General features: G+C 69.3%; 27 protein-coding genes and 2 pseudogenes. 11 read left to right on the plus strand and 18 right to left on the minus strand.

Annotation, left to right across the window (positions count from 1 at the left end):
- Window positions 1-207: 207 nt before the first annotated feature.
- Window positions 208-736, plus strand: a pseudogene (locus ACZ6KY_RS34270) (hypothetical protein); the annotation flags it as partial.
- 228 nt (window positions 737-964) lie between these two features.
- Complete coding sequence (locus ACZ6KY_RS34275) at window positions 965-1,483, plus strand: P-loop NTPase family protein (RefSeq protein ID WP_469314145.1); 519 nt, start codon at window positions 965-967, stop codon at window positions 1,481-1,483.
- A 36-nt stretch (window positions 1,484-1,519) separates the two neighbouring features.
- On the opposite strand, the gene ACZ6KY_RS34280 is transcribed toward ACZ6KY_RS34275, so the two are convergent.
- A complete protein-coding gene (locus ACZ6KY_RS34280) occupies window positions 1,520-2,116 on the minus strand; it encodes an MBL fold metallo-hydrolase (RefSeq protein WP_469314146.1) in 597 nt (198 codons plus the stop codon).
- 193 nt (window positions 2,117-2,309) lie between these two features.
- Window positions 2,310-2,753 (minus strand): DUF742 domain-containing protein, encoded by a 444-nt coding sequence (locus ACZ6KY_RS34285; RefSeq protein WP_469314147.1) that lies wholly within the window; start codon window positions 2,751-2,753, stop codon window positions 2,310-2,312.
- A gap of 714 nt (window positions 2,754-3,467) precedes the next feature.
- On the opposite strand from ACZ6KY_RS34285, the gene ACZ6KY_RS34290 reads away from it, so the two are divergent.
- The gene (locus ACZ6KY_RS34290) at window positions 3,468-3,866 is read left to right on the plus strand and encodes a transposase family protein (RefSeq protein ID WP_469314148.1); all 399 of its coding nucleotides are present in this window, start codon (window positions 3,468-3,470) and stop codon (window positions 3,864-3,866) included.
- Window positions 3,867-3,986: 120 nt separating this feature from the next.
- Here ACZ6KY_RS34290 and ACZ6KY_RS34295 read toward each other — a convergent pair whose 3' ends face one another.
- Window positions 3,987-4,355, minus strand: coding sequence for a VOC family protein (locus ACZ6KY_RS34295; protein ID WP_469314149.1), 369 nt, complete (start codon window positions 4,353-4,355; stop codon window positions 3,987-3,989).
- Between the two features lie 732 nt (window positions 4,356-5,087).
- Between ACZ6KY_RS34295 and ACZ6KY_RS34300 the strand changes: the two genes are divergently transcribed.
- The 5 genes and pseudogenes from ACZ6KY_RS34300 to ACZ6KY_RS34320 all read left to right on the plus strand — a co-directional run bounded on the left by ACZ6KY_RS34300 (window position 5,088) and on the right by ACZ6KY_RS34320 (window position 7,660).
- Complete coding sequence (locus ACZ6KY_RS34300) at window positions 5,088-5,828, plus strand: alpha/beta fold hydrolase (RefSeq protein ID WP_469314150.1); 741 nt, start codon at window positions 5,088-5,090, stop codon at window positions 5,826-5,828.
- 136 nt (window positions 5,829-5,964) lie between these two features.
- Window positions 5,965-6,123: a hypothetical protein gene (locus ACZ6KY_RS34305; RefSeq protein WP_469314151.1), complete on the plus strand. Its 159-nt coding sequence runs from the start codon at window positions 5,965-5,967 to the stop codon at window positions 6,121-6,123.
- 7 nt (window positions 6,124-6,130) lie between these two features.
- A complete protein-coding gene (locus ACZ6KY_RS34310) occupies window positions 6,131-6,265 on the plus strand; it encodes a hypothetical protein (protein WP_469314152.1) in 135 nt (44 codons plus the stop codon).
- Between the two features lie 679 nt (window positions 6,266-6,944).
- Window positions 6,945-7,175 (plus strand): annotated as a pseudogene (locus ACZ6KY_RS34315) (IS256 family transposase); the annotation flags it as partial.
- Between the two features lie 14 nt (window positions 7,176-7,189).
- Window positions 7,190-7,660, plus strand: coding sequence for a hypothetical protein (locus ACZ6KY_RS34320; protein ID WP_469314153.1), 471 nt, complete (start codon window positions 7,190-7,192; stop codon window positions 7,658-7,660).
- Between the two features lie 382 nt (window positions 7,661-8,042).
- On the opposite strand, the gene ACZ6KY_RS34325 is transcribed toward ACZ6KY_RS34320, so the two are convergent.
- The 4 genes from ACZ6KY_RS34325 to hemC all read right to left on the minus strand — a co-directional run bounded on the left by ACZ6KY_RS34325 (window position 8,043) and on the right by hemC (window position 12,235).
- On the minus strand, window positions 8,043-8,258 hold the full coding sequence (locus ACZ6KY_RS34325) for a hypothetical protein (RefSeq protein ID WP_469314154.1): 216 nt from the start codon (window positions 8,256-8,258) through the stop codon (window positions 8,043-8,045).
- A 907-nt stretch (window positions 8,259-9,165) separates the two neighbouring features.
- Window positions 9,166-9,888, minus strand: a complete 723-nt coding sequence (locus tag ACZ6KY_RS34330) for a hypothetical protein (protein WP_469314155.1) — start codon at window positions 9,886-9,888, stop codon at window positions 9,166-9,168.
- A gap of 7 nt (window positions 9,889-9,895) precedes the next feature.
- Window positions 9,896-10,519, minus strand: a complete 624-nt coding sequence (locus ACZ6KY_RS34335) for a sigma-70 family RNA polymerase sigma factor (protein WP_469314156.1) — start codon at window positions 10,517-10,519, stop codon at window positions 9,896-9,898.
- 747 nt (window positions 10,520-11,266) lie between these two features.
- Window positions 11,267-12,235 carry a hydroxymethylbilane synthase gene (gene hemC, locus ACZ6KY_RS34340; protein ID WP_469314157.1) on the minus strand — a complete coding sequence of 323 codons (969 nt, stop codon included), beginning with the start codon at window positions 12,233-12,235 and terminating at the stop codon, window positions 11,267-11,269.
- Window positions 12,236-12,597: 362 nt separating this feature from the next.
- On the opposite strand from hemC, the gene ACZ6KY_RS34345 reads away from it, so the two are divergent.
- Window positions 12,598-13,131: an AAA family ATPase gene (locus ACZ6KY_RS34345; protein ID WP_469314170.1), complete on the plus strand. Its 534-nt coding sequence runs from the start codon at window positions 12,598-12,600 to the stop codon at window positions 13,129-13,131.
- 461 nt (window positions 13,132-13,592) lie between these two features.
- On the opposite strand, the gene ACZ6KY_RS34350 is transcribed toward ACZ6KY_RS34345, so the two are convergent.
- The 7 genes from ACZ6KY_RS34350 to ACZ6KY_RS34380 form a co-directional block, all read right to left on the minus strand.
- A complete protein-coding gene (locus ACZ6KY_RS34350; RefSeq protein ID WP_469314158.1) occupies window positions 13,593-14,324 on the minus strand; it encodes an NUDIX hydrolase in 732 nt (243 codons plus the stop codon).
- Window positions 14,321-15,412: an AAA family ATPase gene (locus ACZ6KY_RS34355; RefSeq protein ID WP_469314159.1), complete on the minus strand. Its 1,092-nt coding sequence runs from the start codon at window positions 15,410-15,412 to the stop codon at window positions 14,321-14,323. Before ACZ6KY_RS34355 ends, ACZ6KY_RS34350 begins: the two co-directional genes overlap by 4 nt.
- Window positions 15,409-16,038: a nicotinamide riboside transporter PnuC gene (gene pnuC / locus ACZ6KY_RS34360; protein ID WP_469314171.1), complete on the minus strand. Its 630-nt coding sequence runs from the start codon at window positions 16,036-16,038 to the stop codon at window positions 15,409-15,411. The genes ACZ6KY_RS34355 and pnuC overlap by 4 nt, the downstream gene beginning before the upstream one ends.
- A gap of 380 nt (window positions 16,039-16,418) precedes the next feature.
- The gene (locus ACZ6KY_RS34365; protein ID WP_469314160.1) at window positions 16,419-16,544 is read right to left on the minus strand and encodes a hypothetical protein; all 126 of its coding nucleotides are present in this window, start codon (window positions 16,542-16,544) and stop codon (window positions 16,419-16,421) included.
- A gap of 194 nt (window positions 16,545-16,738) precedes the next feature.
- Window positions 16,739-17,677, minus strand: a complete 939-nt coding sequence (locus tag ACZ6KY_RS34370; protein ID WP_469314161.1) for a hypothetical protein — start codon at window positions 17,675-17,677, stop codon at window positions 16,739-16,741.
- Between the two features lie 220 nt (window positions 17,678-17,897).
- A complete protein-coding gene (locus tag ACZ6KY_RS34375; protein WP_469314162.1) occupies window positions 17,898-18,311 on the minus strand; it encodes a hypothetical protein in 414 nt (137 codons plus the stop codon).
- A gap of 249 nt (window positions 18,312-18,560) precedes the next feature.
- On the minus strand, window positions 18,561-19,580 hold the full coding sequence (locus ACZ6KY_RS34380) for an ArsR/SmtB family transcription factor (RefSeq protein WP_469314163.1): 1,020 nt from the start codon (window positions 19,578-19,580) through the stop codon (window positions 18,561-18,563).
- A 532-nt stretch (window positions 19,581-20,112) separates the two neighbouring features.
- Between ACZ6KY_RS34380 and ACZ6KY_RS34385 the strand changes: the two genes are divergently transcribed.
- A complete protein-coding gene (locus tag ACZ6KY_RS34385; protein ID WP_469314164.1) occupies window positions 20,113-20,946 on the plus strand; it encodes a PIG-L family deacetylase in 834 nt (277 codons plus the stop codon).
- Window positions 20,947-21,346: 400 nt separating this feature from the next.
- Here ACZ6KY_RS34385 and ACZ6KY_RS34390 read toward each other — a convergent pair whose 3' ends face one another.
- Window positions 21,347-22,804: an MFS transporter gene (locus ACZ6KY_RS34390; RefSeq protein WP_469314165.1), complete on the minus strand. Its 1,458-nt coding sequence runs from the start codon at window positions 22,802-22,804 to the stop codon at window positions 21,347-21,349.
- 179 nt (window positions 22,805-22,983) lie between these two features.
- On the opposite strand from ACZ6KY_RS34390, the gene ACZ6KY_RS34395 reads away from it, so the two are divergent.
- Window positions 22,984-23,631: a TetR/AcrR family transcriptional regulator gene (locus tag ACZ6KY_RS34395; protein ID WP_469314172.1), complete on the plus strand. Its 648-nt coding sequence runs from the start codon at window positions 22,984-22,986 to the stop codon at window positions 23,629-23,631.
- Window positions 23,632-23,876: 245 nt separating this feature from the next.
- On the opposite strand, the gene ACZ6KY_RS34400 is transcribed toward ACZ6KY_RS34395, so the two are convergent.
- From ACZ6KY_RS34400 to ACZ6KY_RS34410, 3 genes are all read right to left on the minus strand, one after another.
- Window positions 23,877-24,215 (minus strand): thioredoxin family protein, encoded by a 339-nt coding sequence (locus ACZ6KY_RS34400; RefSeq protein ID WP_469314166.1) that lies wholly within the window; start codon window positions 24,213-24,215, stop codon window positions 23,877-23,879.
- 365 nt (window positions 24,216-24,580) lie between these two features.
- The gene (locus tag ACZ6KY_RS34405) at window positions 24,581-24,826 is read right to left on the minus strand and encodes a hypothetical protein (protein ID WP_469314167.1); all 246 of its coding nucleotides are present in this window, start codon (window positions 24,824-24,826) and stop codon (window positions 24,581-24,583) included.
- Between the two features lie 49 nt (window positions 24,827-24,875).
- Window positions 24,876-25,739, minus strand: a complete 864-nt coding sequence (locus ACZ6KY_RS34410; RefSeq protein WP_469314168.1) for an alpha/beta fold hydrolase — start codon at window positions 25,737-25,739, stop codon at window positions 24,876-24,878.
- Window positions 25,740-25,872: the final 133 nt, after the last annotated feature.

Below are 25,872 nucleotides of genomic sequence, written 5' to 3' on the forward strand. Positions count from 1 at the left end.
GTGCCCTTGGATCCCGGGACCCGACGCCGAGTGGGGCGGCGTGTCCAAGAGGATTTCGCGCTGTCAACGCTCCATCGGGCATGCGCAGTTGTCATGGCCGAGAGCGGTGAGCGGGATGGGTGAGGACGTCGGGCACGTGTGACGGGGGCGAGATCGGTGGGCCGCTCCGGAGCGCTCCGGCGGACCTCCCCACCTGGTTTTCACCCGATCCCTGATGCGCCCAACTGGTTCCGAACGCAAGGGCGAAGGTCGCCGGACGACTGGCAACTCACCGAAGACATAGACGACTTCCTCGCCCGAGCCGGAGACTTCCTGCGCTCGCGCCCCGCTCTGCACAACACGCCGCTGACGGACTTCGAGGAACTGCGAAAACGCGGGACGAAGGCACACGGTGCCGAAGCCGCCGTCTTCGGCCGACCGGAGTCAGGAGGCGAGGTCCGCGCTGTCTTCTATCGCACTCCGCGCGGCCGTCTGACCCTCACCCCTCTCTGCCGAGCAGGCCGACACACTCGCCGCCAACCTGGCCGGCCTCGGCCCCTTCCCCTCCGACATCGTCGCGGACCACGTCACCGCCACCGCCACCGCCACCGCCACCGCTTTCGCCGAGACATGGCAACGGCACACGGGCGCAGCGCCGGTGCCCTTCTGGCGGACGCATCTTCACCGTCTCGGCACCCTCACCCCACCACGACCGCGCCCAGAGGGCCGGGGTCGCGTCGCGGGCGAGCAGGACCGCGGGCGACGGCCCGGTGCCTGCGCCGCCGATGCGACCAGCTCACCGCGTGGAGGTGAAGCGGCCGACCGGGCGTGTGGACGCGGCGAGTCGCCAGGAGCCGACGGGGCTCCGTCACGGCGGGCGGATCCACACGGTGAGCGGAAACAGGGGGTCAACCGTCCGTGGGCCGGCAGCGCGCGGCTGGGGGCGGGAACAGCAGGTCGCCGACCTCGGGGGTAGGGTGCGCGGATGGAACGGATCTTGGTGGTGGGCGTCACCGGCTCGGGCAAGTCCACTCTCGCCCGAGCCGTGAGCAGCAGCCTCGGCCTGCCGTACCACGAGATGGACGCGCTGTTCTTCAACGGGCCCGGCTGGGCCGTCAACGACAAGCTGGCCGAGGACGTGTCGAGGCTCGCTGCCGGGCCTCGCTGGATCGTCGACTCGCTCGGCTACCCGGAAGTCCGCGATCTACTGTGGACCCGGGCCGACACCGTGATCTGGCTGGACTACCCCCGGCACGTGGTCATGCCCCGAGTCCTGCGCCGGTCCCTCCGGCGTACCGTCACCCGCGAGGTCATTTTCGGCGGCAACAGGGAGACCTGGAGAGAGTGGCTGCGCCGGGACCACCCGGTGTGGTGGTCCTGGTCGCAACACAGAACCCGGCACGACGAAATCGAGCGCCGCACCCTCGACCCCGGCTTCGCCCCGCTCGACACGCTCCGCTTCCGGCACCCCGACGAAACCGCGGCCTGGGTGGCGTCTCTCTGACCGCATCACGCGCAGGCTTCCGCCCCGTGCTTCCCCTCAAATCGATTCGCCGGGGCTCAGGTACCGGTAGCCGTGGTCGGTCTCCTGGGCGAGCCAGCCGTTGACGCTCGCGAGGCCGCGGTCGTTGATCTGGGCGTCGTGGATCGCGAACGCCCGCTGTGGCGCGATCGCCTTGACGAAGTCGATGGCCTCCGCGGTCTTCAACCAGGAGCCCTGCGCCGGGACCAGGAGCGTCTCGATCGGCTGCTCGGGCACGTGCAGCGAGTCGCCGGGATGGTAGACCGCCTCGTCGACGATGTAGCCGAGGTTCGCGCAGTCCGGCCGGCCGTCGTGGACGAACGCGTGACGGCCGCCGACCGCCCTCACGCGGAAACCGGCCGCGGTGAACGTCTCGCCGGAGGACACCCCGGTCACCTCCAGCCGGGGGACGCTCGCAGCGGCTGGGGCATAGACCGGGACACCGAGCCCGGCCAGGCGCAGGACGTCGACGTGGTCGGCGTGTTCATGGGTCACCAGCACGGCGTCCGCGCCGTTCAGAGCGGTCGGCTCGCTCCACGTCCCGGGATCGATCACCAGCACGCGGCCCTCGTGTTCGAGCCGCACGCAGGCGTGGGTGTACTTCGTGATCCGCATGACCTCCGAACGTACCGGCACCGCACCGATCGCCAATCGTTCGCGGGCGAGATCGCGACATGTCACCGTGCCCGGCATGACCGTACTACTGGGCGACTAGAACAGGTTCGCGACGGAGATCGGCAGGTGGGAGCACTCGCTGTGACCAGAACTACAGCTGGGTCTGAACCCGCCAGAAGCGCGGGCCTCGGCACTAGAGCCGCCGAAGACCGCTGAGCACCTTTTCGAGCAGGGTCACGTGGGGCCTTCCCCCGTTCTCGTCGTCCCCGTGGGGTTGTTGCACAACGACGAGCCCCGCCTCCGCCAGATCGGCGACGAGGATGCGAGCGACTCCAAGAGGGATGGCGAGGTGCGCGGAAATCTCCGCGACCGACTTGACCTCTTGGCAGAGGAGGCAGATCCGATATGCCTCCGGCGTCTGAGCATGAGGCTTCCAGAGGTCTGTTCTGGTGCTGACCAACGCCTCGATGGCGAGTTGGTGGCTGGGGCGGGTACGGCCACCGGTCATCGCGTAAGGCCGGACGAGTGCGGAAGGCTTGGCGCGGCCGCCCGGCGCTGCGGGGAGTCGAGGATCCTGAACCGTGGACGGCGGAAGACGGTATGTCCTGTACGGATCGCCGCCGGGGGGCGTCGTCACGGTTGCTGCTCCATTCGACTAGTGCACCCGAGCGCGTCGGGTACCGGAAACAGCCCACTGCCTGTGTCGGCAGAAGGCGCGCGTTCATGAACCACAGGTCCGAGCCCGCACAGCGTGCGCTGAGCCGCGCGGGACACGGCCTCGAAGCGGAGCCCTCGTCGTAATCGATTACGAGTCGATTCACAAAGAAGGACACTAGCCGCCGTAGCGGCCTCAAGGCGGATCTTGGCCTACTTCGTGCCCCGCCACGGAAATCGGCATATGCCACCACTGTTCTGTCCGTGCAAGTGACAGACCCCAGATGGCTCGTGTCCACGGCGCACGGCGCAACGGCCACGCGAAAGCAGGTGAGTTGACGTTCGCGCCCGACTCACCCACCGCGCGATCGGCCCTGTCCGGCGACGCGACCGCTCCGGCGCCGCTGCCCTGCGCCGGACTGTGTGCGTCCTGTGCCAGGCCCGGTTGCGGTGGCGGGGAGAGCCGTACCGTGCCGAGACCGGCTGTTCGACCTCGACGGTGCGGGACATCCCGCACTCCGGGCAGACGGCGTTCGCAACGGCCCGTACCGCGGCGGCCCTTGTTGGACATCCTGCGCTTCACGACGCGGGGCCGGCTGCGCGGGCGTCTGTTGGGCAGGAGTCGTTCCAGGAGGTCCTGCCACCCTGCACCACCTCACCGACCTGCTGCGCGCCATCTCCAAGCGATACGGTCGAGGTGGCGGGCGCCGCCGCCCGGGAGGATCGCAACTACTCCGGCAAGCATCGCCGCCACGGCCTGTACGTCCTCGCACTGACCGACGAGCGGGGCCGTCCGGTGTGGATATCGGCCGCCCGGCCCGGCCGCACCCACGACATCACCGCCGCCCGCCGCGACGGCATCCTGGCCCACCTGCGTGCTGCCGGCCCCGGCGCCCTGGCCGACCTGGGCTTCCTCGGCCTGGACGACGACGGGGACGATCCCGTGGTCGTCACCGGCTTCATGGCCACCCGCGCCCGCAGGCTCGCATCCGCCGAGAAGGAGGCCAACCGGGTCCTGGCCGCCGGACGCGTCCCCGGTCGAACGCGGCTTTGCCCACCCGAAGAACTGGCGGATCCTCTCCAGGCTCCGCAGTGACCCCGCCCGCGCCACCCACCTGTTTCGCGCGCTGCTCGTCCTGACGAACATCGAGGCCACCACCGAGAATCGATCTCTACCGCAGGCAGCCCACGATCAGCACATGCCCCCGCAACAACGTCACCGGGCAGGGACCGGCTGAGTGAGGTTCACCGGGTTGCCGTCCGGGTCCTGGATGTGGGCGACCCTCTGGCCCCACGGCATGTCGGTGGGGCCGCCGTGGACCGAGCCGCCCAGCGCCGCCACCCGGCCCAGCGTCTCGTCGACGTCGTCGACCCCGATGCTGAGCAGGATCCGCGGTGCCGCCCCGGTCCCCGGGTCCGCCTTGGCCACCAGCCCGAGGTCGGTGTCGCCGATGCGCAAGCCGAGGTAGAAGGCTGGCCCTTCCGCCGGCACCCGGAAGATCTCCTCAGCGCCGAACAATCTCGTATAGAAGCCGAGCAGAACGTCCTGGTCGGCGGTCACGATCACTGGCTGGATGGTGGACATGGCACTCCTGTCGAGAACGGTCGTGTCCCTGGGTAGACCGTTCGAGGACGGTGAACTCATCGGCGAACCACCCCGTCGGACGATCTACGACACAGACTGCCGCCCACGACCAGCACGAACACCCCGAAACGAGGTCACGCCATCCCGCTGACCAGCCACTTCAAGATGGCGGAGCTTCACTGTCGCGGGAGGAAGCGGTCATGGTGACGGCCTGGCCGTCGGACGGTCGCAGACCGCCGTGGACCCAGGTCTTCTCCGGTCCGCGGCTGTAGTCGAGCTCAGCCTTGATCCGGTGGCTGTCGGGTGACCAAGTGGGTGCGGGCGGGCAGGTCCGGGGGGTCACCGGTCCCAGCTCGTCGGGGCAGATCACCGTCGCCTCGTCGGGCGGGTGGGTGTAGAGGCCGATGATCCGTGTCTTCTTGGGACGAAGTCCGGGTCCTTCGAGCGCATCCAGGACCGGGTGCGGCGCCGGCGCACGCCTTCGGCGAGCAGGATCCGCCTGACCTGTGAGCGGCCCGACCATGCCCGTAAAACCATCGTCCAGCACCCGCCCCCGAGCACCGTCAATTACCCCGCCACCAGGACGTGCACCCAACAAAAGAGGAATCCAGCACTGGAACGTTTCCGGCGGCGCTTGCCGGGCCCGCGCGCCAGAGACGGCTGGAATCTCCCCCAGGAGGAGGTCCTACTGTCCTGACCGACCGCACAGGCGATGTTCGAAAGAGGTCTGTCATGACGACGTTTCTGCTGGTCCCAGGGCTTTTCATGGGTGGCTGGGCCTGGGAGGCGGTGGCCGCGGAGCTGACCGCGCAAGGGCACCGGGCGCTTCCGGTGACCTTGCCCGGCATGGCCGAACGGGCGGGGGAGGACCCCTCCGGCGTCGGGCTGGGCGAGCACACCGACGCCGTGGCGGCGCTGCTCGACGCGGAGGGGCCGGGGATTGTGCTGGTGGCGCACAGCTACGGCATCTTCCCCGCCCTCGCGGCGGCCGACCGACGCCCCGGACAGGTCGCCCGGGTGGTGTTCGTGGACACCGGTTTCCCGGAGCCGGGTGAGTCGGTGGTGGCTCAGATGCCACAGCTCGGCGCGCTGGACCGCGCCCTCGGCGGTGTCATCCCGGTGCCCGAGGAGATCCCGGCGGTACACGCCGTCCCGCCGGCGGAGCTGGAGCGCTACCACCGCCTGGCGACCCCGCACCCGGTCCGGACCGTCACCGAGCCGATCGAGCTGACCGGCGCCTGGCTCAAGCTCCCGACCACCGGGGTGTTCTGCCTCGCGAACGGCCTCAGCCTGGAGTTCGCCCGCACCCTGCACGGTACTGGCCTGCCGCGGTTCGCCAAGCTCGCCGAGCCCGGAGTCACCTTCTTCGAACTGGCCACCGGCCACTACCCGATGTTCTCCACCCCGGTGGAGCTGGCCGACGTCCTGGTGCGCGCGGCGGCCGGCGAGGGCCTCGGCCTGTACGAGGGCTGACCGCCCGTCGGCCAGGGGCTGATGAGCGTCATGGCCGCCCGCTTCAGCCGGGAGCAGCGCTCGACGTGATCGCCCGGTCTACGCGCCCGCTCGGGGCCACGTCGTGCTTCGAGAGGGTGTCGCCTCGACAGGGGCCGTGGCCGTCGATGTCCCGGTGCTGGGCAAGACCGCCGCGGTGCTCGCCTTCACGCGGGAGTTTCAGCGCCGCGAGATCGCCGAGCACGAGGCATTCACCACGCCGGGGCATGAACGGTGGCCGACGTGCCGGGTGGGACTGACCGGCACACCGGTATGAAGGATCTGTGACGATCGCCCCCGGCGACACCGCCTTGGGCTACATCACCTTCCAGGTCCCCGACTCGTCCAAGATCGAGAAGGTCCAGTTCGCGCTGGACAGCGGCTCTGCCTCGAACGTCGGTCAGTGGAAGGTCCTTTGAGATCGTCGCCCCGCCGCAAAGAAGTTAAGTCCGGCCCGGGGCAAGCCGAGGCAGTCGAGATCGTTGGCACACAGCCACCTTGTCAGAGATCACACCTGTGGTAATTACTTAGGGTGACTGTCACGGTCACTGGTCTCACGTACCCCGATTTGGCTGTCACGCCGGGGCGTCACGGTGCTGATTTGACCTGGAATCCCGGGCCCGACTCCTCCATCGGAGCCGCCTCGTCGATCAGCGTGACGCCCTCTCGGTCCGACTACGGATGCTCTTCGGTTTTCGTCACACAATTCCAACAGCCACCAGGGGCAACCTGGTTACGCCCCGATCGCCGTGCGGACCGGTCGCGGGCGGGTGGTGAACTTCCCATCGGGTCGTTTGTGCAGCCAGTCGCGGTCGGCCAGCCTCGTGAGTTTCCCGCGCAACGGCTCCAGCTTGCCCCGTACCCCGCTGTCCGGGCCCAGCACCTCGCCGATCTGCCGGGGGAGACCGGGCCGACGGCCTGCCGCACCGCGCTCAGGATGTGCTGGTACTCCGCCAGCGGTGCGGCCAGCCACCCCCCGGCCCACGGTCCGGGACCAGCCGCACCACCCGGCCTGCCACCTGAACCACCGGCGACCCGGCCTCCGTGCGCTCGTCGGCGAGCTGCTCGCTCATCCGCCGCCACACCCGTTCGGCCACGGCCGAGCACTGGATCCACCTGAGGACCACCAACCCGATCGAGTCGACGTTCTCCATGGTCAAGCTGCGGACCGAGGTCACCCGCGGCATGTGCAGCCCGGCCGCGGTCCTCGCGATGGTGTTCAAGCTCGTCGAGTACGCCCAGGAACGCCGGCGCGCGATCACCGTCGCCCACTTCGTCGCCCTGGTCCGTTTCGGCACCCGCTTCGAGCGCGGCATCCTGGTCGAGTGACGGGACCAGGTCGCGTGAACCACCGCGACACACCGCAGGGCGAGCCGGACGAGCACGTCCGCTTCTGGACGTACTTGAGCGTGCTGGAGCAGGTCACTGACGCCGACGAGGCCGACCAGGTCCGCGAAGTCCTCACCGACCCCGTCCAGGCGATGGCCCAGTCTGCCGTCCTGCGACACCTTGACCGCCGAGCCGCCGAACTCCGTTCCGGACCTGCCTACGAGTCTTGGCTCGCGATGATGACCCGGGCCACGACGCGCTGTCCGTTTCTGGCCCAGCGCCTGGGCGAGTGGTCCCTTGTCCGAGCCGTCACGCTCGGTCAGCCGTGGCATCCGGATGCCTTGCTCGAGTCGTCGAACTGGCTCCAACTCAAAATGGCCGAAGCGTCGAACGCCGTCGCCCTTGAGATCCTCGCAGACGGCGGTCGCTCCAAACGGATCCGCAACACAGCCCGGACCAACCGGAAGCGGCAGAGCCGGCGTTGAGCCGCACGCCAACGTCGACAAGTCTTGACTACCGCTCCGCGTCCGATCCGAGTACGTCCCGCGCGGGAGATATGGACGGCTGCCCTGACAGGCGGTGAGCTGAACACGACTCGTCTCCGCAACGTCCGGGCCGCACATGCCTGTTCAGCTTTCTTTTCAGCGTGCCGCGCGACCGACTCCGGCACGCGACAGCAGGATGGCTCATGGACAGCACGAAGCCGACGAAGATCTTGTGCACCCGCGGCCACTTCGCCGCGGAAACCGGACCCCTGGCGAGAGTGCCGGGCCGGTTCTGCTTCGCTGTCCGTCAGGTCAGGAAAGCGAAGGGGAGCGAGATCGGACAGAAGTGACCGGGGTAAAGAAACGTGAGCCGGGGACAGTCTCAACGCCGCTTGCGCCGGCGCCGTGTGGTGAGGTGGAGCACAGGGATGGGCGTGCAGAGAAAGACGGTTCCTGCGAGTAGATACCAGCCACCGCCCATCATGGTGATGACCCAGAACAGGTAGACCACCAGCAGGCTGAGTGCCGCGGTCATCAAGTAGAGCACTGCCCTCCACGCAACGGTGATGCCGGCTCGGCCGCGATTCATTTCAGTCATAGTGCTATCTGCCCGGTCTCTTGCAGACGCTGACGGAACCAGGGGCGGCAGGTGCCGATCACCTGCTGGGGTGCCCGTCGTGGTCTTTTCCTGCATGTGTGCCTAAGCCCCTTCATGCAACAAATAGATCTTCGCTAGAGGAAACTTGTGGAGGTCTGGCGCTTGGGTGGATGGCTCGCTGTGCGCCTCATATCTCGTGTGGTTCCGGAAGAGGCGCCCGATCCCGACGGCAGGCGGCGATCATCTTCACATGAAGGGCCGTCAGATGGGAAATTCCAGTGTGCGCGACAGGGGTTCGCGACGAATGGCGCTTGCGCACCATCTGATCCGAGCTCGATGCGGGTTCTTGCAGGCCAGTGATGAGCAAAGTGGTCGAAATTACCGACTTTTGATTGTTTGTCAAATAGATTGCGTGATTGCCTGCATGGGTTCCTTTGCGGGGCCTATGGGGTTGCTTTGAGGGATGAGAGTACAGGGTGACGGATGGCGGGGCTGATCTGACGGTTCGTCGAGCGCCCTTATTGTCTTTCATTTATATCGCTGGAGGTTGCGACGAGTCATGTGGTTCACCGGCGGTGGGTCGTACAAGCCCCTACGAAGACAAGTACTTCACCGACCCCCGCGGCCTCGACCACGTCGTCCCGCTCGCTGAAGCCTGGGGCGTGGTCGAGGTCACCAGGACGAGCCACAGCGAGAGAGCTCGGTCATACCGGCAACGTGGTTCTGGGGCCACGCGCGGAGTAGCTTCTCCGCCGCGTCCGAGGTGGCCGTTTTGGCCGCATGCCCAGCAGGCCGGCCCGCTGCATGTCCGGGTGATTGCGGCCAGGCACGAGCAGACGATCCCTGGCTCTTGCACAGGTAGTGATCGATCGGGGTCGTCAGGCGCCCCGCGTGTGGCCCGGATTCATCAGAGTGGCTCCTGGACGAAGTGCGTCCAGTGCTCGGCGAGAGCGGGGATGGGCTGGGGGACGGGTCCGAGGTCGCCGTTGAGGGGGATGTGAAGCTCGTCTACGGCGTTCTTGAGAGCGTGTTCACGGACGTCGGGGCCGGGAGCGGGGAGCGTGTATCCGATGGTCGGGGTCGCTGTGACATCGGGATCTTGGATGTCGGCGTGATGGGCGACGGGCGTGTAGGTACTCCAGCCGAGGCTGTTGAGGTGGTGGATCTGGTCGGCCCAGTGGGTGGCGTCGCGCATGTCACCGTGCCGGAGGTGGGTGAGGTAAATACACAAGGCGGCGGTCACGTTGCCGGCGCCTGCTGCGAAATGCCACCAGAACTGCGCTCCTTCATCCTGGTCGGCGAGATAAAGAAGGCTGGCGAACGTGAGGGCGCCGTCGGGGTCGCGGTTGCTGTCGAAGGCGGAGATGTGGGCGGCGGCACCGTGGTGGTGGACGGTGCCGCGGCACAGCAGGCGCAGGTCGTGCGCGGCTCGTTCGTGCAGGGCGGCGGGGAGCGGGTGGGCTCGTGGGCCACTGTGCGGGATGGTGCTCAGGAACTGCACCCAGCGCAGCTCGTGGAGCTGCCGGGCGAGATTGTGCCGGGCGGTCTCGAGGTCGGCGGTGGTGTACTCGCCGTTGAAGACGCGGGCGCGGCGCAGGGCCTCGTCGATGCTGCGCGGGGTGCGGTTCACTGGCCGCTCACTCCTTGTCTGTCTCGAGGGTTTCGTCGGTGCGGTATCCCATGGCTGAGGCGAGCCGTGCCTTGGCTGTGCGGTGGGTTGAGCGCACGGTGGCTTCGCCTATGCCCATGATCAGGGCGGTGTCCGCGGTGGTGAAGCCGAGCGCGTTGCGCAGGACGACGACGTCGAACTGGCGCTCGCTCAGACGCGCCATATGCCGGTAGAGACCGAGTCCTTCCTCGAGTTCGGCGATCTCGTCCGCGTGTTGGGCGTGGAAGGAGGCCCGGAAGGAGTCCAGGAGGGGTTCTGTGGCTGCGCGCATGGCGCGGGCGAAGGCCAGGGTTTCGGTGGTGGCGGGGCTGCGGCCCAGGGCGGCGAGTTCGCCGTGCACGCGTTGCTTGAACAGTGCCCAGGCGTACGAGCCGCGGTCGGGCATGGCCTGCAGACGGGGCCAGATGGCGGACAGGTAGAGGAAGGTGGCGTCGACCAGGCGGCGGGCGGCGGCCGGGTCGCCGAGGTGGATGCGGCTGTACTCCAGGCAGGCCCGGTCGTAGCGGGCGTGGAAGTCCCAGAAGTCGGGCGGCATCTGAGGGGTGCGACTGTCGATCGTGTGTCCTGCTGGATCGGGCTGCTGGCTGGTCACCGGCGGCCTCCCTCGTCCAGGGAGGCCGCGTTGGGCGGGGCTGCAGGGGAGGGAGGCCGCTGTTCGGCCAGAGCCTGGGTGCCGACGCGTACTCCGGCGCCCAGGAGGCGCCGCACTAAGAACCACACGTCGGGCGCGAAAGACCGCGCCGCGGCGGCGAAGGTCAGCGCAAGGCTGACTACGTCGTAGTCCACAGTGGTTGTCTTCCTTCGTTTCAGGCGGTGGCGTGACCGCACCGTCCCCCGTCGGGCGGGCAGGCACCTGGAGCATCGTTGCTCTGGGGAACAGATAAGCCCACTGGTACGGGTAAACGTGCAGGCCTCCGAGCAGATCGTTCTAACGGAAGGTAACTTTCCGCATACGCGATCAGGAGGCGCACTTTGCTGCCGCGCAACGCCATACCGCGCCACCCTGCGCGCCCTGGACGCCACCCTCGGCGAGCTGCCCTTTTGGCAGAAAAGAAAGAATTCCAACCCGATTTGCGCGAACGTGAAATTGCACGCTCAATTTCGCCGTGTGGTTCAGATCACGTTTTGCCGCCTACGGCAGAAACACTTCGATGCACCCTCACGATGCCGGCACGCACGGCACGCCGCCTTGACCCCGGGGTGATCCGACATGGGTCGATCACGTGGAGTGGAGCTCGGGTTGGCCATGCGGAAAGCACCGGTGGCGCTCAGCCGCGGATCGGCCAAGGAGCACACAGGCCCCGTTGAGGGGTGAGGGGGCGTGGCGGGGGTGCTGCGGTCAGTGGGGGATGCCGTCGATGATGTCCCGCGCGCCTTGGCGCAGGAGTTCGGCGGCGACGCGGGAGCCCAGTACCGCGGGGTCGTTGAGGCTTTCACCCCAGAGATGGGCGTGGACGAACGTGGAGCCGTCGCGGGAGAAGACCATGCCGCGCAGGCTGAGTTGTCCGTCGGGTTCGGTGATGCAGTGCCCGGCGATGGGGCTGTTGCAGTGGCCTCGCAGGTCGTGCAGCATGACACGTTCGGCGGTGATCTCGCTCATGGTGCGTTCGTCATTGAGGTGCTGGAGGAGCGTCGCGACGCTGTCGTCGTCCTTGCGGCACTCCAGGCCGAGCGCGCCGGCTCCGACCGCGGGCAGCATCTCGTCGAGGGTGAACACGTGACGGGCCCGGTGGGACAGCCCCAGGCGTTCGAGCCCGGACGTGGCCAGGATCATGGCATCGAGCCTGGTGTCGGACTTCCGTGTGCCGTCGAGTTTCTCGACGCGGGAGCCGACGGCGCCGCGGACACGGACGACGTTCAGGTCGGGGCGGACCTTGTTGATCTGGGCCTTGCGCCGGACGGCCGAAGTGGCGAGGGTGGCGCCCGGGGGCAGGTCCGCGAGGGTCTGCTGGTCTGAGCCTTCGGGGAAGAGCAGGACGTCGCGGACGTCGTCGCGGGGAGGATGGGCGGCGAACACCAGGCCGTGTGGCATGGGGACGTCGCCGGGGACGTCCTTGATGCAGTGCACGGCCATGTCGACCTGTCCGCGCTGCACCATCTGATCGATCTCTTTGACGAACAGGCCCTTGCCGCCCAACTGTGCAAGATCGCCCTGCCACTTGTCGGCCTCGGTCGTCACCGGATGGACTTCGATCTTCAGATCGGGTTCGTATTTGCGCAGCAAGTTGGATACGAGCTCGACCTGGGCGAGAGCCATCGGTGAACTGCGGGTGCCGATGCGCAGGGTGCGGTCGGGGAAGTCGGTCATTTGGGATTCCTCTCGGCGATTCAGGTTTCACGGTAGAGCGTTGGTCCGGGCATTTTGAGCGGTCCGCGGATACGGGCGGCGAGCTGGGGATCGCGTCGGCCGACCGCGCTGGTCGGCGGCTCCCACCGGTAGCCGCTGACTTCCGCCCTGTGCAGACGCAGATGCGTGGCAGCCGCGGTAGCCCTGGCGGTCTCAGCGGTGAGGCAGGGGGGCGGATCTGTCGGATACGAACTACGACGGCACCACTGTCTGGCCGAGCCAGAACACGCTGTAGCACCCAAGCGGAAAGTCGAGCAGTCCGTCGGCGGTGGTTCGAAACGCTCCGGGAGGTGTCGTCGGCCGCCGGTAGCGTGACCGCCGTGATGATGGGAACCGAAGAAACCCGACTGATCGTCCTGCGCGGTAACAGCGCCTCGGGCAAGTCGTCCATCGCGGCCGGCCTGCGCGAGAAGTTCGGCCGCGGCCTGGCCGTGGTCGGCCAGGACAACCTCCGCCGCATCGTGCTCCGCGAACGCGACCGACCGGGAGCGGCGAACATCGGCCTGATCGACCTGACCGTCCGCTACGCCCTCGACGCCGGATTCCACGTTGTACTCGAAGGCATCCTCTGCACCGACCGCTACGGCGACATGATCGCCCAGTTGCGCGCCGATCACCGCGGCCCGACCCACAGCTACTACCTGGACGTGCCCATCGACGAAACCTTCGCCCGGCACGCCACCAAGCCGATCGCCGACGACGTCAACGAGAGCCAACTGCGCGACTGGTACCGGCCGCGCGATCTGCTGCCCGACGGCACCGAGACTGTCATCGGCGCCGACAGTGCCCTGCACGAGACCGTCGACCGCATCATGTTCGACACCGGCCTGGCCCATCTGCCCGCACTGGACTGCTGACCAGAGCATTGTTGCCGGCCTACCGAGGCATAGGTCGCGAACACCGTTACCGGATCCGGCCTCGCAGTCCCCGCCACCAGTTCCTGGGGACCGGTGGTACAGGGGCACGGCACTCCCCGGCTCTCCTCCGGCCGCAGCGAGCACACCCCGGCCATGGCCCCGCGCCGACCACCGGGCGCCACGCGCCGGCCATCCGCATCAGCAGGTCCAGCGTCGGCACCAGAACCAGCGCACGGCGAGCGACAAGCCGATTCGCCGACTCCACACCGATCAGCGTCTTCCTGGGCCCGGTCGCCTCGGCGAGTTGGGTGGCGGTGAGCGGTTCATCGCTGGCATGGGCGCTCAACTCGGCCGCGAGGACTTCATCGAGGGCCGACGGGAGAGGGCCGAGGGCGCCCGACGGGCGCCTGGGGCTGCGGTCCCGGACTGCGGCCGGCCGACCGCCTCACCGAGCCGGGCGGTCATCGGGGGTCTTCCGGTCGGAGCAGGGGCGGGTGCAGGGCGGTGGCCGGGCCGGCGCGGTAGAGCGCGGCGGGTTTGCCGCGGCCGCCGGTCAGGCGGGCGCCGCCGGGGACGGCCTCCACGAAGCCGGGGGTGGCGAGCACCTTGCGGCGGAAGTTGGGGCGGTCGAGGCCGGTGTCCCAGACGGTTTCGTAGACGGCCTGCAACTCGCCGAGGGTGAACTCGGGCGGGCAGAAGGCGGTGGCCACGCAGGTGTACTCCAGCCTGGCCTGGACCTGTTCGCGGGCATCGGCGAGGATGCGGTCGTGGTCGAAGGCGAGGGCGCCGACCCCGGCCTCGGCGAGCGGCACCCAGTGGGCCTGGGCGGCGTCGCCGCCGGCCGCGGGTTCGGGCAGATCGGGGACCAACGCGGCGAAGGCCACGGAGACCACCCGCATCCGGGGGTCGCGGTCCGGGTCGCTGTAGGTGCGCACCTGCTCCAGGTGGAGGCCGTCGAGAAGGGACTCCGGCAGGCCGGTCTCCTCGGCGAGTTCGCGGCGGGAGGCCTCCTCGGCCGACTCGCGGGGCAGCAGGAAGCCGCCGGGCAGTGCCCAGGCGCCCGTGTACGGCTCCTGGCCGCGCCGGATCAGCAGCACATGCAGGGCAGCGGCGCGCACAGTGAGCACGGCGAGGTCGACGGTCACCGCGAACGGCTCGTACGCGGACGGGTCGTACGGGCCGGCGGCCGTCACCGGCGCTCCGGGAGCGGGTCGTTGAAGTGCCAGCCCTCGGCGAGCAGGCCGTCCACCGCCGCCACGGCGCTGCGCAGCCGCTCCTCCGGGCCGCCGGTGACCAGCAGGAACCGGCGGCCGGTGCGCTCCAGTTCCTCCCGGAACCGGCCGGTCATCCACGGGCGCAGGTGCGGGCCGTCGCGCAGGCCGTCGTCATCGAAGGGCACGCCCTCGTGGTCGGTGAGCAGGTACAGGTGGCGCAAGGTGCGGGCGGCGACGGCCGCCACCTCGGGGCTGGACGCGCCGAGGTAGCGCTCGTGCCAGATCGTGGTGGCGAAGGAGTCGGTGTCACAGAAGAGCACGGGGGAGCCGCCGCGGGCCGCCCGCTGTTCGTCGGCGTCCTGGCGGCGGGCGATGACGGGGAACTCCTCGGAGCCGAACTCGGCCTCCGCCCAGTCGGCTCCGGGGTCGACGGCCCTCAGGGCGGCGAGCTTCTCCTCGCTGTACGCGCGCCCGTACTCGGGCACCCAGCCGGTGTCCGTCCAGATACCGCCGCGCGCGCGGTAGTGGGCGGCCAGCGCACGGGAGAGGGTGGTGGTGCCTGTGGACTCGGCGCCGAGGACGACCACGCGCCGGGCGAGGGCGGCGCGCACGCCCGGGCCGAGGAATTCCCAGCAGCCCACCGGGTCCTTGCGTACGGCCGTGCCGGAGACGGGGTACGCGGTGCGGTCGGGGTCCACGCGGACCTCGGCCGCACCGAACCGGCGGGCCAGCTCGGTGCCGTAGGACTCGGAGGTGAACACGGCGTCCACAGGTTCCGGGACGGCCGTGCGGAAGACCGTCATGTGGGCGTCCCACACCGCGGGATCGTGCAGGTCGACCGGATGGTCGTCGACGGCGCCGACGACCACGGCCCCTGGGTGGGCCTCGCGCATCCACGTCACCCGGTCGGCGAGCGGCACCGACTCCACGGAAGCGGCGCAGACCAGGACGGTCAGCCGGTTGCATTGTGCGAGGGCGGTGCGGACGAGGTGGTGGTGACCGGCGTGCGGTGGATAGAACTTGCCGAGCACCAAGCCGTGCCGGTACGGGCGGGTGGCGGCGCTCACGCGGTCACCGCCGTGGCGGGGCGGGGGGCGGCGGCCGCGAGGGTGCGCCGCCAGCCGAGGAGGCCGGCCGCGCACAGGGCGAGGAAGCCGACGTACAGCAGGGAGGTCAGGTACAGGCCCTTGTAGGCGTACAGAGGGATGTAGACCAGGTCGGCGGCGATCCACAGCCACCAGGACTCCAGCAGCTTGCGGCACTGGCCGTAAGTGGCCGTCAGGGAGAGGGCGGTGGTGAGCGCGTCCCAGAAGGGGACGGTGGAGTCGGTGGCCCGGTCCAGCAGCAGGGTGAGGGCGGCGGTGCCCAGCACTCCGGCAGCGGCGAGCCAGGCCCACTGGACACCCGTGGTGCGGCGCACCGGCAGGGCGCCGGCGGTGGAGGACCCGCCGCCGTGGGCCCAGATCCACCAGCCGTAGGCGGCCAGCGCGATGAAGACGACCTGGAGGCCCGCGTCGGCGTACAGGCCGGCCTGGAGGAAGAGCACGATGAAGAAGACGTTGTTGGCGATGCCGACGGGCCAGTTGGCGATGTGCTGACGGGCCACCAGCCAGACGCAGACGGCGCCGGAGGCGAAGCCGAGCGCTTCGGTCCAGCTGAGGTTCCAGTTCACGGACGACTCCTTTATAGTCATCATGACTATAAAGGAGTCGACGTGCGGGGAGCAAGGGAAAAGCCCGCGGTGCCCCAGGCGTTGCGGGCTTCTCGGGGTGAATCGGGCCGCGGCAGACCTGGCGTCGGGCGGACCGGCGGCTCGGCTCGGCGCTGACCATGAACGCGCCGGGGGAGGCGGTACCCGGCAGGCCGGGCACTCGGACCCGGTACGAGAGCGTGCACGTCACCTTCCGCAGCGCACCGACGCGACCCACGTGCGTGCGGCGGTGCGCACGCTCAGCCGACTGGAGCTGGTCGGCGGGAGTCTGCGTATTTCCAGTCGATCCTGGTGCGGACCGCGCTCGCGGCCGCAGGGTCGGACAGGTTCTCCGTGAACTGCAGCGCCGGCACCAGTGCCAACTACCCCGGCGACGAGCCCGGCCACCCGTTCCTGGGGAACAGGTCCGCGAACTCCTCGTCCTCGAAGACCACATCCAGCCCGTCCCGCATCAGCGTCGCCGGCGGGCCCTCGGGCAGGCCGCCCACACCGTCAACACCGTTCGCGTCGGGATCCGTTGGTGGCTCCTGGCCCGCAAGGACATCTCCGGCTCTCCCCCCGGAACCACCCGCCTCACTCCGCAACCCGCCGAACAGACGACCTGTCAGCATCCCTCGCGAGATCGCCAACAGAGTCACGGCATTGGTCCTGGATCCAGGGTGTCCGGGCCCTGCCGGTGCGGCTACGGAGCCGGGAAGACGAGGGGCAGACCGTGCCGCTCCGCGGCCCGGTGGAGTGACGGGACGAGGGTCGCGCGCAGGGTGCGGACCTCGGCGGCGTGGTCGGCGAGGAAGCGGGCACGCAGCCGCAGGCGCGCCGGTTCGCGGACAGCCTCGACGGGGCGCATGCAGTCCGCGTACGCGCTGCCGAGGCTGTGTTCGACGGCGGGCAGCCGGTCGGGTGTGGCGGTCTGGTCCTGAGCGTCGGCGAGGGCGAAGAAGCCGTTCTCGTCGCGGACCCGGATCCCGTGTCCGGCCAGGCAGCCCGGCAGGGTGCGCAGGGCCCGCAGCACGGCGGGATCGTGGCGCAGGGAGACGAGGGTGTCGAACCACTGCCCCTGGAGTGCGGCGTAGGTGTCGCGCAGCGCGGTGGCGGCCGCCGTCCCCTCGGCCAGGCACCGGCGCACGACGGCCGTATCGCCGGAACCACCACCGTCGCCGGTCCCGCTCCCCTCGTGGTTGTCGCTTCCGCTCCCGACCCCACGCCCGCTTCCGTTTCCGCCGCGCGCACCGGTGCCGGTCCTCGGCGGGCCGGGCGTGGAGGCAGGAACCGTGGCGCTCTCGCTCAGCCCGTGCCGGGCGACGAAATCCAGGTCGGGGAGTTCGTAGTACCGGATGAACGTGATCGGAGCCTGCGTGGGCAGATCGGTCCCGTGGTCTCGTGCGCACGATGTTGCGGCGGCACGCGCCTCCTGCCGTACGAAGACGTCCAGTCCCTGGGTCCAGCGGGTCTCGGCGCCGGTCGCGGGCAGGACCATGCGGACCGGGTCGTCCGGCAGGGCGGCGCTGAGGCGGGCCGCGGACATGCGCGCCGCCGGGGCCGGGTCCGACGGCGGGGCGGGATCGGCCGAGCAGGCGGCGGTGGCCAGAGCGGCGACGGCCACGACCGCGACCCGCACCACGACCGAGCACCGGCCCAGGACCGGGACCTGCCACCGAACCCAAGTACGGGGCCGATGCCGGTAACGGGTCGGGAACCGGCGCCTGTCGGCTGGACGGACCATCCGAATCATTCCCCCATCTCCCTCGCGCCTCTGGTTCGACCGGTCGGGGGTGCCATCGGCCTGGGTCGATGGCACCCCGTGACACATGGGGACCGGGCGGCGAACGCTCAGCCTCAGGTCAGTGCGTGATCTTGACGGAGTCGCCGCCGTCGAGCTGGCTCGCGACCGTGAACGGGGTGTTGTCGGAGACGTCGGTGCACAGCCAGTACGTGGAGTCGTTGACGCTGTGGCTCCCGTCGGAGGCCCAGACGTAGCCCTTGTTGCAGGTGTGCCAGACACCGCTGGAGTTGCGCAGCCGGCCTGCGTAGTAGTCCCCGTACGGGGAGGTCGAGTCGTCCGAGTAGGTGAGGTTGAGGTCGCCGCAGCTGCTGGTGGCGGACTTGTAGCGGATGGTTCCCACGCCTTCGTTGCCCCCGGTGGTGAGCGTCGAGGTCACGCAGGCCTGAGGGGCGGCGGAGGCCGCGGGAGCGAGCGTGAGACAGGTCGCGGCGGAGACGAGCGCGAGCGCGCAGGCGGCGATGGCTCTGGTCATGCTTCCCCTTTTCGGTCTTCGGTCGTGCCCACACTCGTGGAGACGACCGCGGGTCCGGGCGGGCGGTGGTTGCCGCGTCCGGAGTGCACGCCGTAGACGCTCGCAGAGCGGGCCCGAGCGGACCACGACCTTCGACCGTGCTCGAAAGGCCCCGGCCGGGCGGCGGATTCCCGTATTCCAGCGGTGTCCGTGCGAGCTGTGGGGCCAGTGGGACGACCGGGACACGCTCCGCCTGCCGCGGACACTGGGTCATGACCGGAACTCGACGGATGTGGCCGACGAGTCTTCCGAGGCCACCGGTGTCCGGCGGAGCACTGCGATCCCCAGCGGGGTGAGGGTGTGCAGCACGATGTTGTGCCACCGCCGACTGGTGATCAGACCCGCGTCGCGCAGCACTGTTGTGTGATGCGTGGCGGTGGAGGGCGAGACCCCGAGGAAGCGCGCCAGCTCTGAGGTGGTGGCGCCGAGGGCCAGGGACCGCAGCGCTGCGGCGCGGGTCCTGCCCAGCAGCGCGGCCAGGGGGGCGTCGGCGGCCGGGGCGTCGGCGGGCGGCCGGGAGTTGTGCAGGGGGTAGACCAGCACCGGAGGCAGGGTGTCGTCGGCCATCGAGATCGGCGCCTGCCAGCAGAAGTACGACGGGACGAGGCGCAGCCCGCGGCCGCCGAGATACAGGTCCCGGTCCTGCACGTAGTCGACGTGAAGGACCGGGGGATGCCAGCGCATGACCGGCGACAGCCCGGCGAGCAGCCCGTCGATGCCAGTGTCGAGGGTCTGGCGGGCCCACAGCGCGCGCTCCCCGGCGATGGCCGCGCAGATGCGGTCGTGGTGGGGCGCGATGACCGCTTCGTGGTAGGCGCGCAGGGCCTTGACGAGCTCCTCACGGGTGCCGCGCTCCACCAGTCGGGGAGCCCAGGACGGAGCTCCGCTGAGCCGGTCGAGCAAGTTCACCTCGTGGGCGACGCGGTCGGGCGGCGTGTCGACGATCGCCGCCAACCCCCTTTCCAGCCCGTCGGCGGCCTCGTACGGGGTGAGGGAGTCAGGGAAGTACAACGCGCGGGGCAGGATCGGGACGAGCAGTCGGCGGACCGCCGCACCGAGTCCGGTGCCCGCGAGGGTGTCCTGGGTGGTGCGGTACCAGTCCGCGTACGCCCAGCGCCCGCGTGTGGTCTGGAGCCTGTGCAGACTGCAAACGATCTCCCAGAGCGGGTCGGGAGTGCCGGCCACCCGGATACGAGTGAAGTCCTCGGGCGTGAAATGGATGCGCAGCACGAGATCCGCCCCCCGAATCGACTGTCGTCCGGCTCGGGGAGCAACGTGGGCGTCTGCCGTCACGGAGGATCAGAACCCCCGCGATCCACCCGGATCCCCGTCAGAAGTCCGGATGCCAAGTACGACCCATCAGGTGGGGGGAGGGTTGTACGGACTGCACGAGATCATCGCCGACTTCGATGGGCGCAGGCCGGGCCTGCGCGCGGACGACGGTCACGGCCTGGCAGGCCGCACGAGATGGTGCCGGGTGGAGGTCGGATCCGATGTGGCGCTGAGACGTGCAGGTCGCGCCTGTACCTCGTTCGCGTTGAAACGTCGACGAGTGGAAGGCGAGCGGCCGTGCCGGGAACAGCCGGTCCGGCCAGCATCGTTGCATCGACAGAGGAACCGGCGCCGCACGGGCGGGGAACACGGAGACCACAAGGTCGTCCGCCCCACCAGGATCCGGCGCCAGGATCGTGTACGCCCGCCGGTCACTCGGACCAAGACGTATTCAAGACGTATTCAACGCATATTTCTGGAGGACTGTTTCATGACCGACCGACCCTTGACGCTCATGGCAGTACACGCCCACCCCGACGACGAGGCCACAGGAACCGGAGGGGTCCTCGCGCGGTACGCGGCGGAAGGCATCCGCACGGTTCTCGTGACGTGTACCGACGGCGGTTGCGGTGACGGACCGGGGGGTGTCAAGCCGGGCGATCCCGGGCACGATCCGGCGGCGGTCGTCTTGATGCGCCGTCAAGAACTTGAGGCGAGCTGTGACGTCCTGAAGGTCAGCGATCTGGAGACGCTGGACTATGCCGACTCCGGGATGACGGGCTGGCCGAGCAACGACGCCCCCGGATCCTTCTGGCGGACCCCCGTGCGGGAAGGCGCGGCCCGACTCGCGGACCTCATGCGGCACTACCGACCTGATGTGGTCGTCACCTACGACGAGAACGGCTTCTATGGCCACCCCGACCACATCCAGGCCCACCGGATCACGATGGCGGCGCTGGAGATGACCGAGCTGACACCGAAGGTGTACTGGACGACGATGCCCCGCTCGATGATGCAGCGGTTCGGCGAGATCATGCGCGAGTTTCATGTGGACATGCCGGAGCCGGATCCTGCCGAGGCCGCCGCGATGGCCGAGATCGGTCTGCCCGACGATGAGATCAGCACGTGGGTGGACACCACCGCGTTCAGCGGTCAGAAGTTCGACGCGTTGGCCGCGCACGCCAGCCAGGGCGAGAACATCTTCTTCCTCAAGATGGGCAAGGAGAGGTTCGGCGAGCTGATGGGCATCGAGACCTTCGTACGTGTCCAGGACGCCACCGGCGCGGCCGCACCCGAGAACGATCTCTTCGCCGGACTGCGCTGATCCACCCGTCCGACCCGCCGGGGAAAGCTATCGACCGCACGGCGCGATCGAGCGGGTCGTACACCCGGAGGCCTGTCCACGCGAGTTCCGCTCCGGCAGCCCGCGTCCAGGCCCTCGCCGACGGCGTCGACGTGGGCGCGCACGTCCGACCCGACACCGCGCCCGTCGCCAAACCACCTGGCAACCGCGCAGGTGGGAGACCTGCGGACTGCTGACTCGGAAGGCGCGCGACAGCCCAGGTCACAGGCCCGGCGGTCTGCTCCGATCAAGACAGACCGCCGAGGCGGCGTTCCCGGGCGTGCACGGTGGTACTCGACGACGCCTCCGTGCACGTGGCCAAAGCGTTCAAGGGCCGCCGAGACCAGCTGGCGAAGATCGGAGCAGAGCTGCTCTACCGGTCTTAGGCGGGCTCTTCGGTGACGTGGGAGTTGGTGAGTGTGAGCGCGCCGCCGGCCGCGATCAGGCCGACGACGGCCGCCAGTACGGCGTAGGTGATCCGCTCGCCGTGGAAGAACGACGCCACCAGCGCGTCGCTCCAGGTGCCTGCGGGCAGCTGCGTGGTGACCAGCGCGGCGATGAGGGTGCCGACCACGGCGGTGCCGATGCTGCTTCCGACCTCCTGGGCGGTGTCGTTGAGCGCGGTGCCGATCGACGTGCGGTTGCTCGGCATCGCGTCGACGAGCGCGATGGCGCAGATCGTCATGACGGTGCGCAGTCCGACGGTCATCACGACCATGCAGACCGCGATGGCGCCGTACCCCTGGTCGACGCCCCAGGACAGGCCCGCCAGTGAGCCGGCCAGGCAGGCCGCGCCGACCAGGCAGGCGACGCGGTGGCCGAACCGTCCCGCGAGCCACTCGGACAGGGGGGTCGCGACGATCATGGTCACGATGAGCGGCAGGTTCGCCAGGCCGGCCCGTACGGGGCTCCACCCGTAGGCGTACTGGAAGTGGAGGATCAGCCCGAACATCACGGCGGCCATCGCGATGGCCGTGCCGATCTGCGCGATGGCGGCGCCGCGGACGGGGCCGTTGGAGAAGAGGCGGAGGTCCAGCATCGGCGACGCGCTGCGGCGCTCGTGCCACACGAACGCGATCCCCGCGGCGATGGCACCGAGGATCGACGCGAGAGTGATCGCGGAGAGCCAGCCGTGCTCGACGCCGCTGGTCAGCGAGTAGCAGGCGAGGCCGATGGTGGCGACGCTCAAGCCGGCGCCCGGCAGATCGAGCTTGTCGTGGGTCAGGTCCTGCGGCCGGTCGGCCGGGACGCCGAGACGGACGCCGATGGCCGCGATCAGTGCGATCGGGGCGTTGACGACCAGGAGCCACTGCCACCGGACGTGGGCCAGGGCGGTGCCGCCCAGCAGCGGGCCGAGGACGAAGCCGGACATGCCGACGACGATCATCAGGGTCATCGCGCGCATCCGCAGCGCCTTGTCGTCGAACAGCCGGAAGACCAGCGAGTTGGTGATGGGGGCCATCGCCGCCGCGGCGATGCCGAGGCCGGCCCGCAAGGTGATGAGCTGCCCCGCGGTGGTGACCGCGACGACGCCCAGGCTCAGCAGGCCGAACACCGCCAGGCCGACCAGCAGCACACGCCGGCGCCCGAGCCGGTCGGCCATCGATCCTGCCGTCAGCAGCAGGCCGCCGAACGTCAGCGAGTAGCCGCCGGTGACCCACTGCAGCGCGGTCGTGCTGCTGTCGAGGTCCCGTCCGATCGTGGGCAGGGCGATCGAGAGCAGGGTGTTGTCGACCATCTCGACGAAGAAGGCCAGGCAGAGCGCGGCCAGGGGGATCCATGCCGCGCGCAGGGACGGATAGGTGCGCGACGCGGCGGGCGCTATGGCGGTCGTGGTCATGGCGGGCCTCCTCTCGGAACGCCGCCGACTATCGAACGACGTTCTACAATGGAACGATGTTCGACAATAGAACGAGGTTCGATAAATGCGCAAGCTGTGATTGGATGGGAGCCATGACAGGCACGCGACCACGACCCGCCGATCGTCCTTCCCGAGGACGTCAACGTGCCTCGCACTCCATCGAGGCCGTTCTCACCGCGGCCGTGGCCCTGCTCGACGAGGCGGGCGAGCCGGCGCTGACCCTCCGCGCCCTCGCGACCCGGCTCGGCACCGGCGTCGGCAGCATCTACTGGTACGTCTCGGGCAAGGACGACCTGCTCGACCGCGCCATCGACCACGTGCTCGGCGGGGTGCTGACCGCCGTCGAAGGGCAGACCGGCAGCGACGACCCGATCGATGACCTGCGCGTGATGGCCGTCACGCTGTTCGACGCGATCGTGGACCGGCCGTGGCTGGGTGCGCACTTCATGCGCCGCACCGACGTCCAGGGCAACTCGTTGCGGCTTTTCGAGAAGCTGGGGCAGCAGACGCTTCGACTCGACCTCACGCCGGCGCAGCGGTTCCACGCCGTGTCGGCGATCGTGGGCGTCGTGGTCGGCAACGCTGCCGACATGGGGCAGGAGCCGCCCCAGGAGGTGCTCGACGGCTTCGTGGACCGCGACGAGTTCCTCGGTCGCTACACCGAGACGTGGCGCGCGCTCGACGCCGAGGAGTTCCCGTTCGTGCACGACATCGTCGACGAGTTCGACGGGCACGACGACAAGGAGCAGTTCCTCGCCGGGCTTGAGCTGACTCTGGCGGGCCTCCGCCTCCAGGCCGGAGCCTGATGCTGGAGCAGGCTTCTCGTCCTGCACCAGGCGGACCCGGCGAACTCCGTCACCATCGCGTGGTGCCCCAACCGGGCGCGAGGTCATCACGCGAAAGGATCAGCAGACGTCGTCCGCACGGGTGCTATTCACCGGCCTCCGCCGAGTTCACCGCCGGGCGGAACGGCGCCGCCCGTGTCGGAGCTCAGACAAGCACGCCCACGGTTGCGTGACCGACGTCGCGGCCGCGGTGCCGCGGCGGCCGCTCAGAGGTGCCCGTCCAGGAACTCCCGTACCTCGGCGCTGGTCATGGGTCCCGTGCCGTGCGCCACCGCCTCTCCCCCCTTCAGCAGGACGTAGGACGGGGCTCCGGTGATCCCGTATCGCTCGGTTGCGGTCGGACAGCGCGTGATGTCGGTGCGAACGGCCGTCAGGCGGCCCGTGTACTCGTCGGCGATGCCGCCCACGACGAGGTCCATCGCCCGGCAGGGCTCGATAGCCTTGGGCCATGTCCCGGTGAAGTAGGCGAGGACCGGAACTCCGCTCATCCCGAGGATGAAGTCGAACTCCGCGTCCTCACGGGGTTGGTGAACCCGCTTCGCCATGGAAGCTCCTGACCTCGCGTTCCGTCATTCCATCCCCATCATCCCCCGCGGGGCGCGGCAGGCCGGCCAAGTCGGTCGTCCGCCTGACCTGTCGGAAGGGAGGGCCGGGGCCGGGGCCGGCGCGTGAGCGTGGGCCAGCGCGCGGGTCTCGTCCTCGAACGGGGTGTGGCGCCTCCCGAAGAGCTCTGGGCCGGCGTACGTCACGGGGCGGCTCCCTCAGTGGACGGGCGGGGGACGGGAAGGCGCCAGGACAGGCGGCCGCACGCGGATGTGGCCCGTCGGCCGCCGTCGGGCTCCAGGTGGAGGCGGAAGCGGTCGGGGGAACCTGCCGCTCGCCACACGTCCGCGAGGTCCTGGAGTTCCCTTCAGATGTCGCGCGGTCCCTGGATCGTGACGCTCCAGCGCCGGTAGCCCGCGGGTTCCACGCGCAGCCACGAGCCGCAGCCGGGCGCTCCGATGGACAGATGCTCGACGCTGAAGTCACGCACCGGGCCGCCGCCGAGAAGGTGGTCGGCCGCCGGCCACAGGCCCCGGTCGTTGTTGGCGGGCGGTGCCACCTTGCTGGGCTGGGTCCATCTGCAGAAGACCAGCGCCACACTCCGGCGGATCATTGCCGAGCTTGATCTGGAGCTCCACCAAACCCAGACCGGGTTTAACGAACTACCGGTAGGTTGTGCAGCCGCTCTTGAGGTGGTCACGGATCACCTCGGCGAGAACAGAAGAATCGTCGAGCCATGGGAAGTGACCTCCCGAAGGTTGAACGAACGATTTTCCGTGGGGGAATACAGCTGCGAGCCGTTCGCCGGTGCTCGGCGTGGGGAAGGGGTCCAGCTCGCCGGTGATCACCAGTACTGGAACGGGCAGCTGCTGCAGCGCCGTGCGCATGGATTCAGTATCGAAGTCGAATCCCTCGTAGAAGCCCTCGGCCGCGGCGAGGCTGATCTGCTGCGGTTCGCTATCCGCATGCGACCGTGCCGCGTCGTCCCAACGGCCGTAGTAGAAGGGAGCCGCAGGCACTCGGTAGGGCAGAGTCTCCGCCATGGTGCTGGAGCCGACCCAGCGGTCGATCGCTTCGCGGGCCTGCGGATACCACTCTTCGTGTGTCCGTAGCAATAGCGCTTCATGGAAGTCCTTGACGTCGATGCCTACCAGACGGCTACTGGGAGCAACAAGGACGAGATGAGAGAGCCGGTGAGGATGTCGCAGAGCGTAGAGCATCGCGGTGTTGGCGGCGGATGAATGCGCGAGCAACACGGGGCGCTCGTAGTCGAGGTGCCCCATCAATGCCTCGACATCATCGACCGAGGTGGCGGCGCGATACGTCGTGGGGTCGTCCGGGGTGGCCGATTGCCCAGTGCCACGGTTGTCCAGGCGGATGACGGTGCTGCCGGGGAGGCTGGCGGTGATTCCGGAGAGATAGGCGGACGCCCGTCCGGGGCCTCCCGCCAGACAGACGATCGGTGGCCCCTCTCCAGATATGTGGTACGTGAGTTCGAGGCCGTCGAAGGATGGGAACGTGGGCATGCGCGTGGCTCCTTCCGGAGCGGGGGGGGGGGGGGGGGCCGGCCGCCGAGGCCGCCGTGGTGTTGTTGTTTTTTTTCTGTTTGTGTGGGGTGGTCAAACGTCCTTTTTTTTTGGCCCCTGGAGAGAGCCGAAG

Source organism: Streptomyces sp. NPDC042002 (assembly GCF_055588305.1).

Excerpts from the sequence above, each read along its gene's own strand:
- ACZ6KY_RS34385 (WP_469314164.1), top strand. The coding sequence starts at position 20,113 with ATGACCGACCGACCCTTGACGCTCATGGCAGTACACGCCCACCCCGAC.
- ACZ6KY_RS34300 (WP_469314150.1), top strand. The coding sequence starts at position 5,088 with ATGACGACGTTTCTGCTGGTCCCAGGGCTTTTCATGGGTGGCTGGGCC.
- hemC (WP_469314157.1), bottom strand. The coding sequence starts at position 12,235 with ATGACCGACTTCCCCGACCGCACCCTGCGCATCGGCACCCGCAGTTCA.
- ACZ6KY_RS34410 (WP_469314168.1), bottom strand. The coding sequence starts at position 25,739 with ATGCCCACGTTCCCATCCTTCGACGGCCTCGAACTCACGTACCACATA.
- ACZ6KY_RS34375 (WP_469314162.1), bottom strand. The coding sequence starts at position 18,311 with ATGACCAGAGCCATCGCCGCCTGCGCGCTCGCGCTCGTCTCCGCCGCG.
- ACZ6KY_RS34325 (WP_469314154.1), bottom strand. The coding sequence starts at position 8,258 with ATGACTGAAATGAATCGCGGCCGAGCCGGCATCACCGTTGCGTGGAGG.
- ACZ6KY_RS34295 (WP_469314149.1), bottom strand. The coding sequence starts at position 4,355 with ATGTCCACCATCCAGCCAGTGATCGTGACCGCCGACCAGGACGTTCTG.
- ACZ6KY_RS34345 (WP_469314170.1), top strand. The coding sequence starts at position 12,598 with ATGATGGGAACCGAAGAAACCCGACTGATCGTCCTGCGCGGTAACAGC.
- ACZ6KY_RS34280 (WP_469314146.1), bottom strand. The coding sequence starts at position 2,116 with ATGCGGATCACGAAGTACACCCACGCCTGCGTGCGGCTCGAACACGAG.
- ACZ6KY_RS34405 (WP_469314167.1), bottom strand. The coding sequence starts at position 24,826 with ATGATCCGCCGGAGTGTGGCGCTGGTCTTCTGCAGATGGACCCAGCCC.
- ACZ6KY_RS34400 (WP_469314166.1), bottom strand. The coding sequence starts at position 24,215 with ATGGCGAAGCGGGTTCACCAACCCCGTGAGGACGCGGAGTTCGACTTC.
- ACZ6KY_RS34275 (WP_469314145.1), top strand. The coding sequence starts at position 965 with ATGGAACGGATCTTGGTGGTGGGCGTCACCGGCTCGGGCAAGTCCACT.
- ACZ6KY_RS34390 (WP_469314165.1), bottom strand. The coding sequence starts at position 22,804 with ATGACCACGACCGCCATAGCGCCCGCCGCGTCGCGCACCTATCCGTCC.
- pnuC (WP_469314171.1), bottom strand. The coding sequence starts at position 16,038 with ATGACTATAAAGGAGTCGTCCGTGAACTGGAACCTCAGCTGGACCGAA.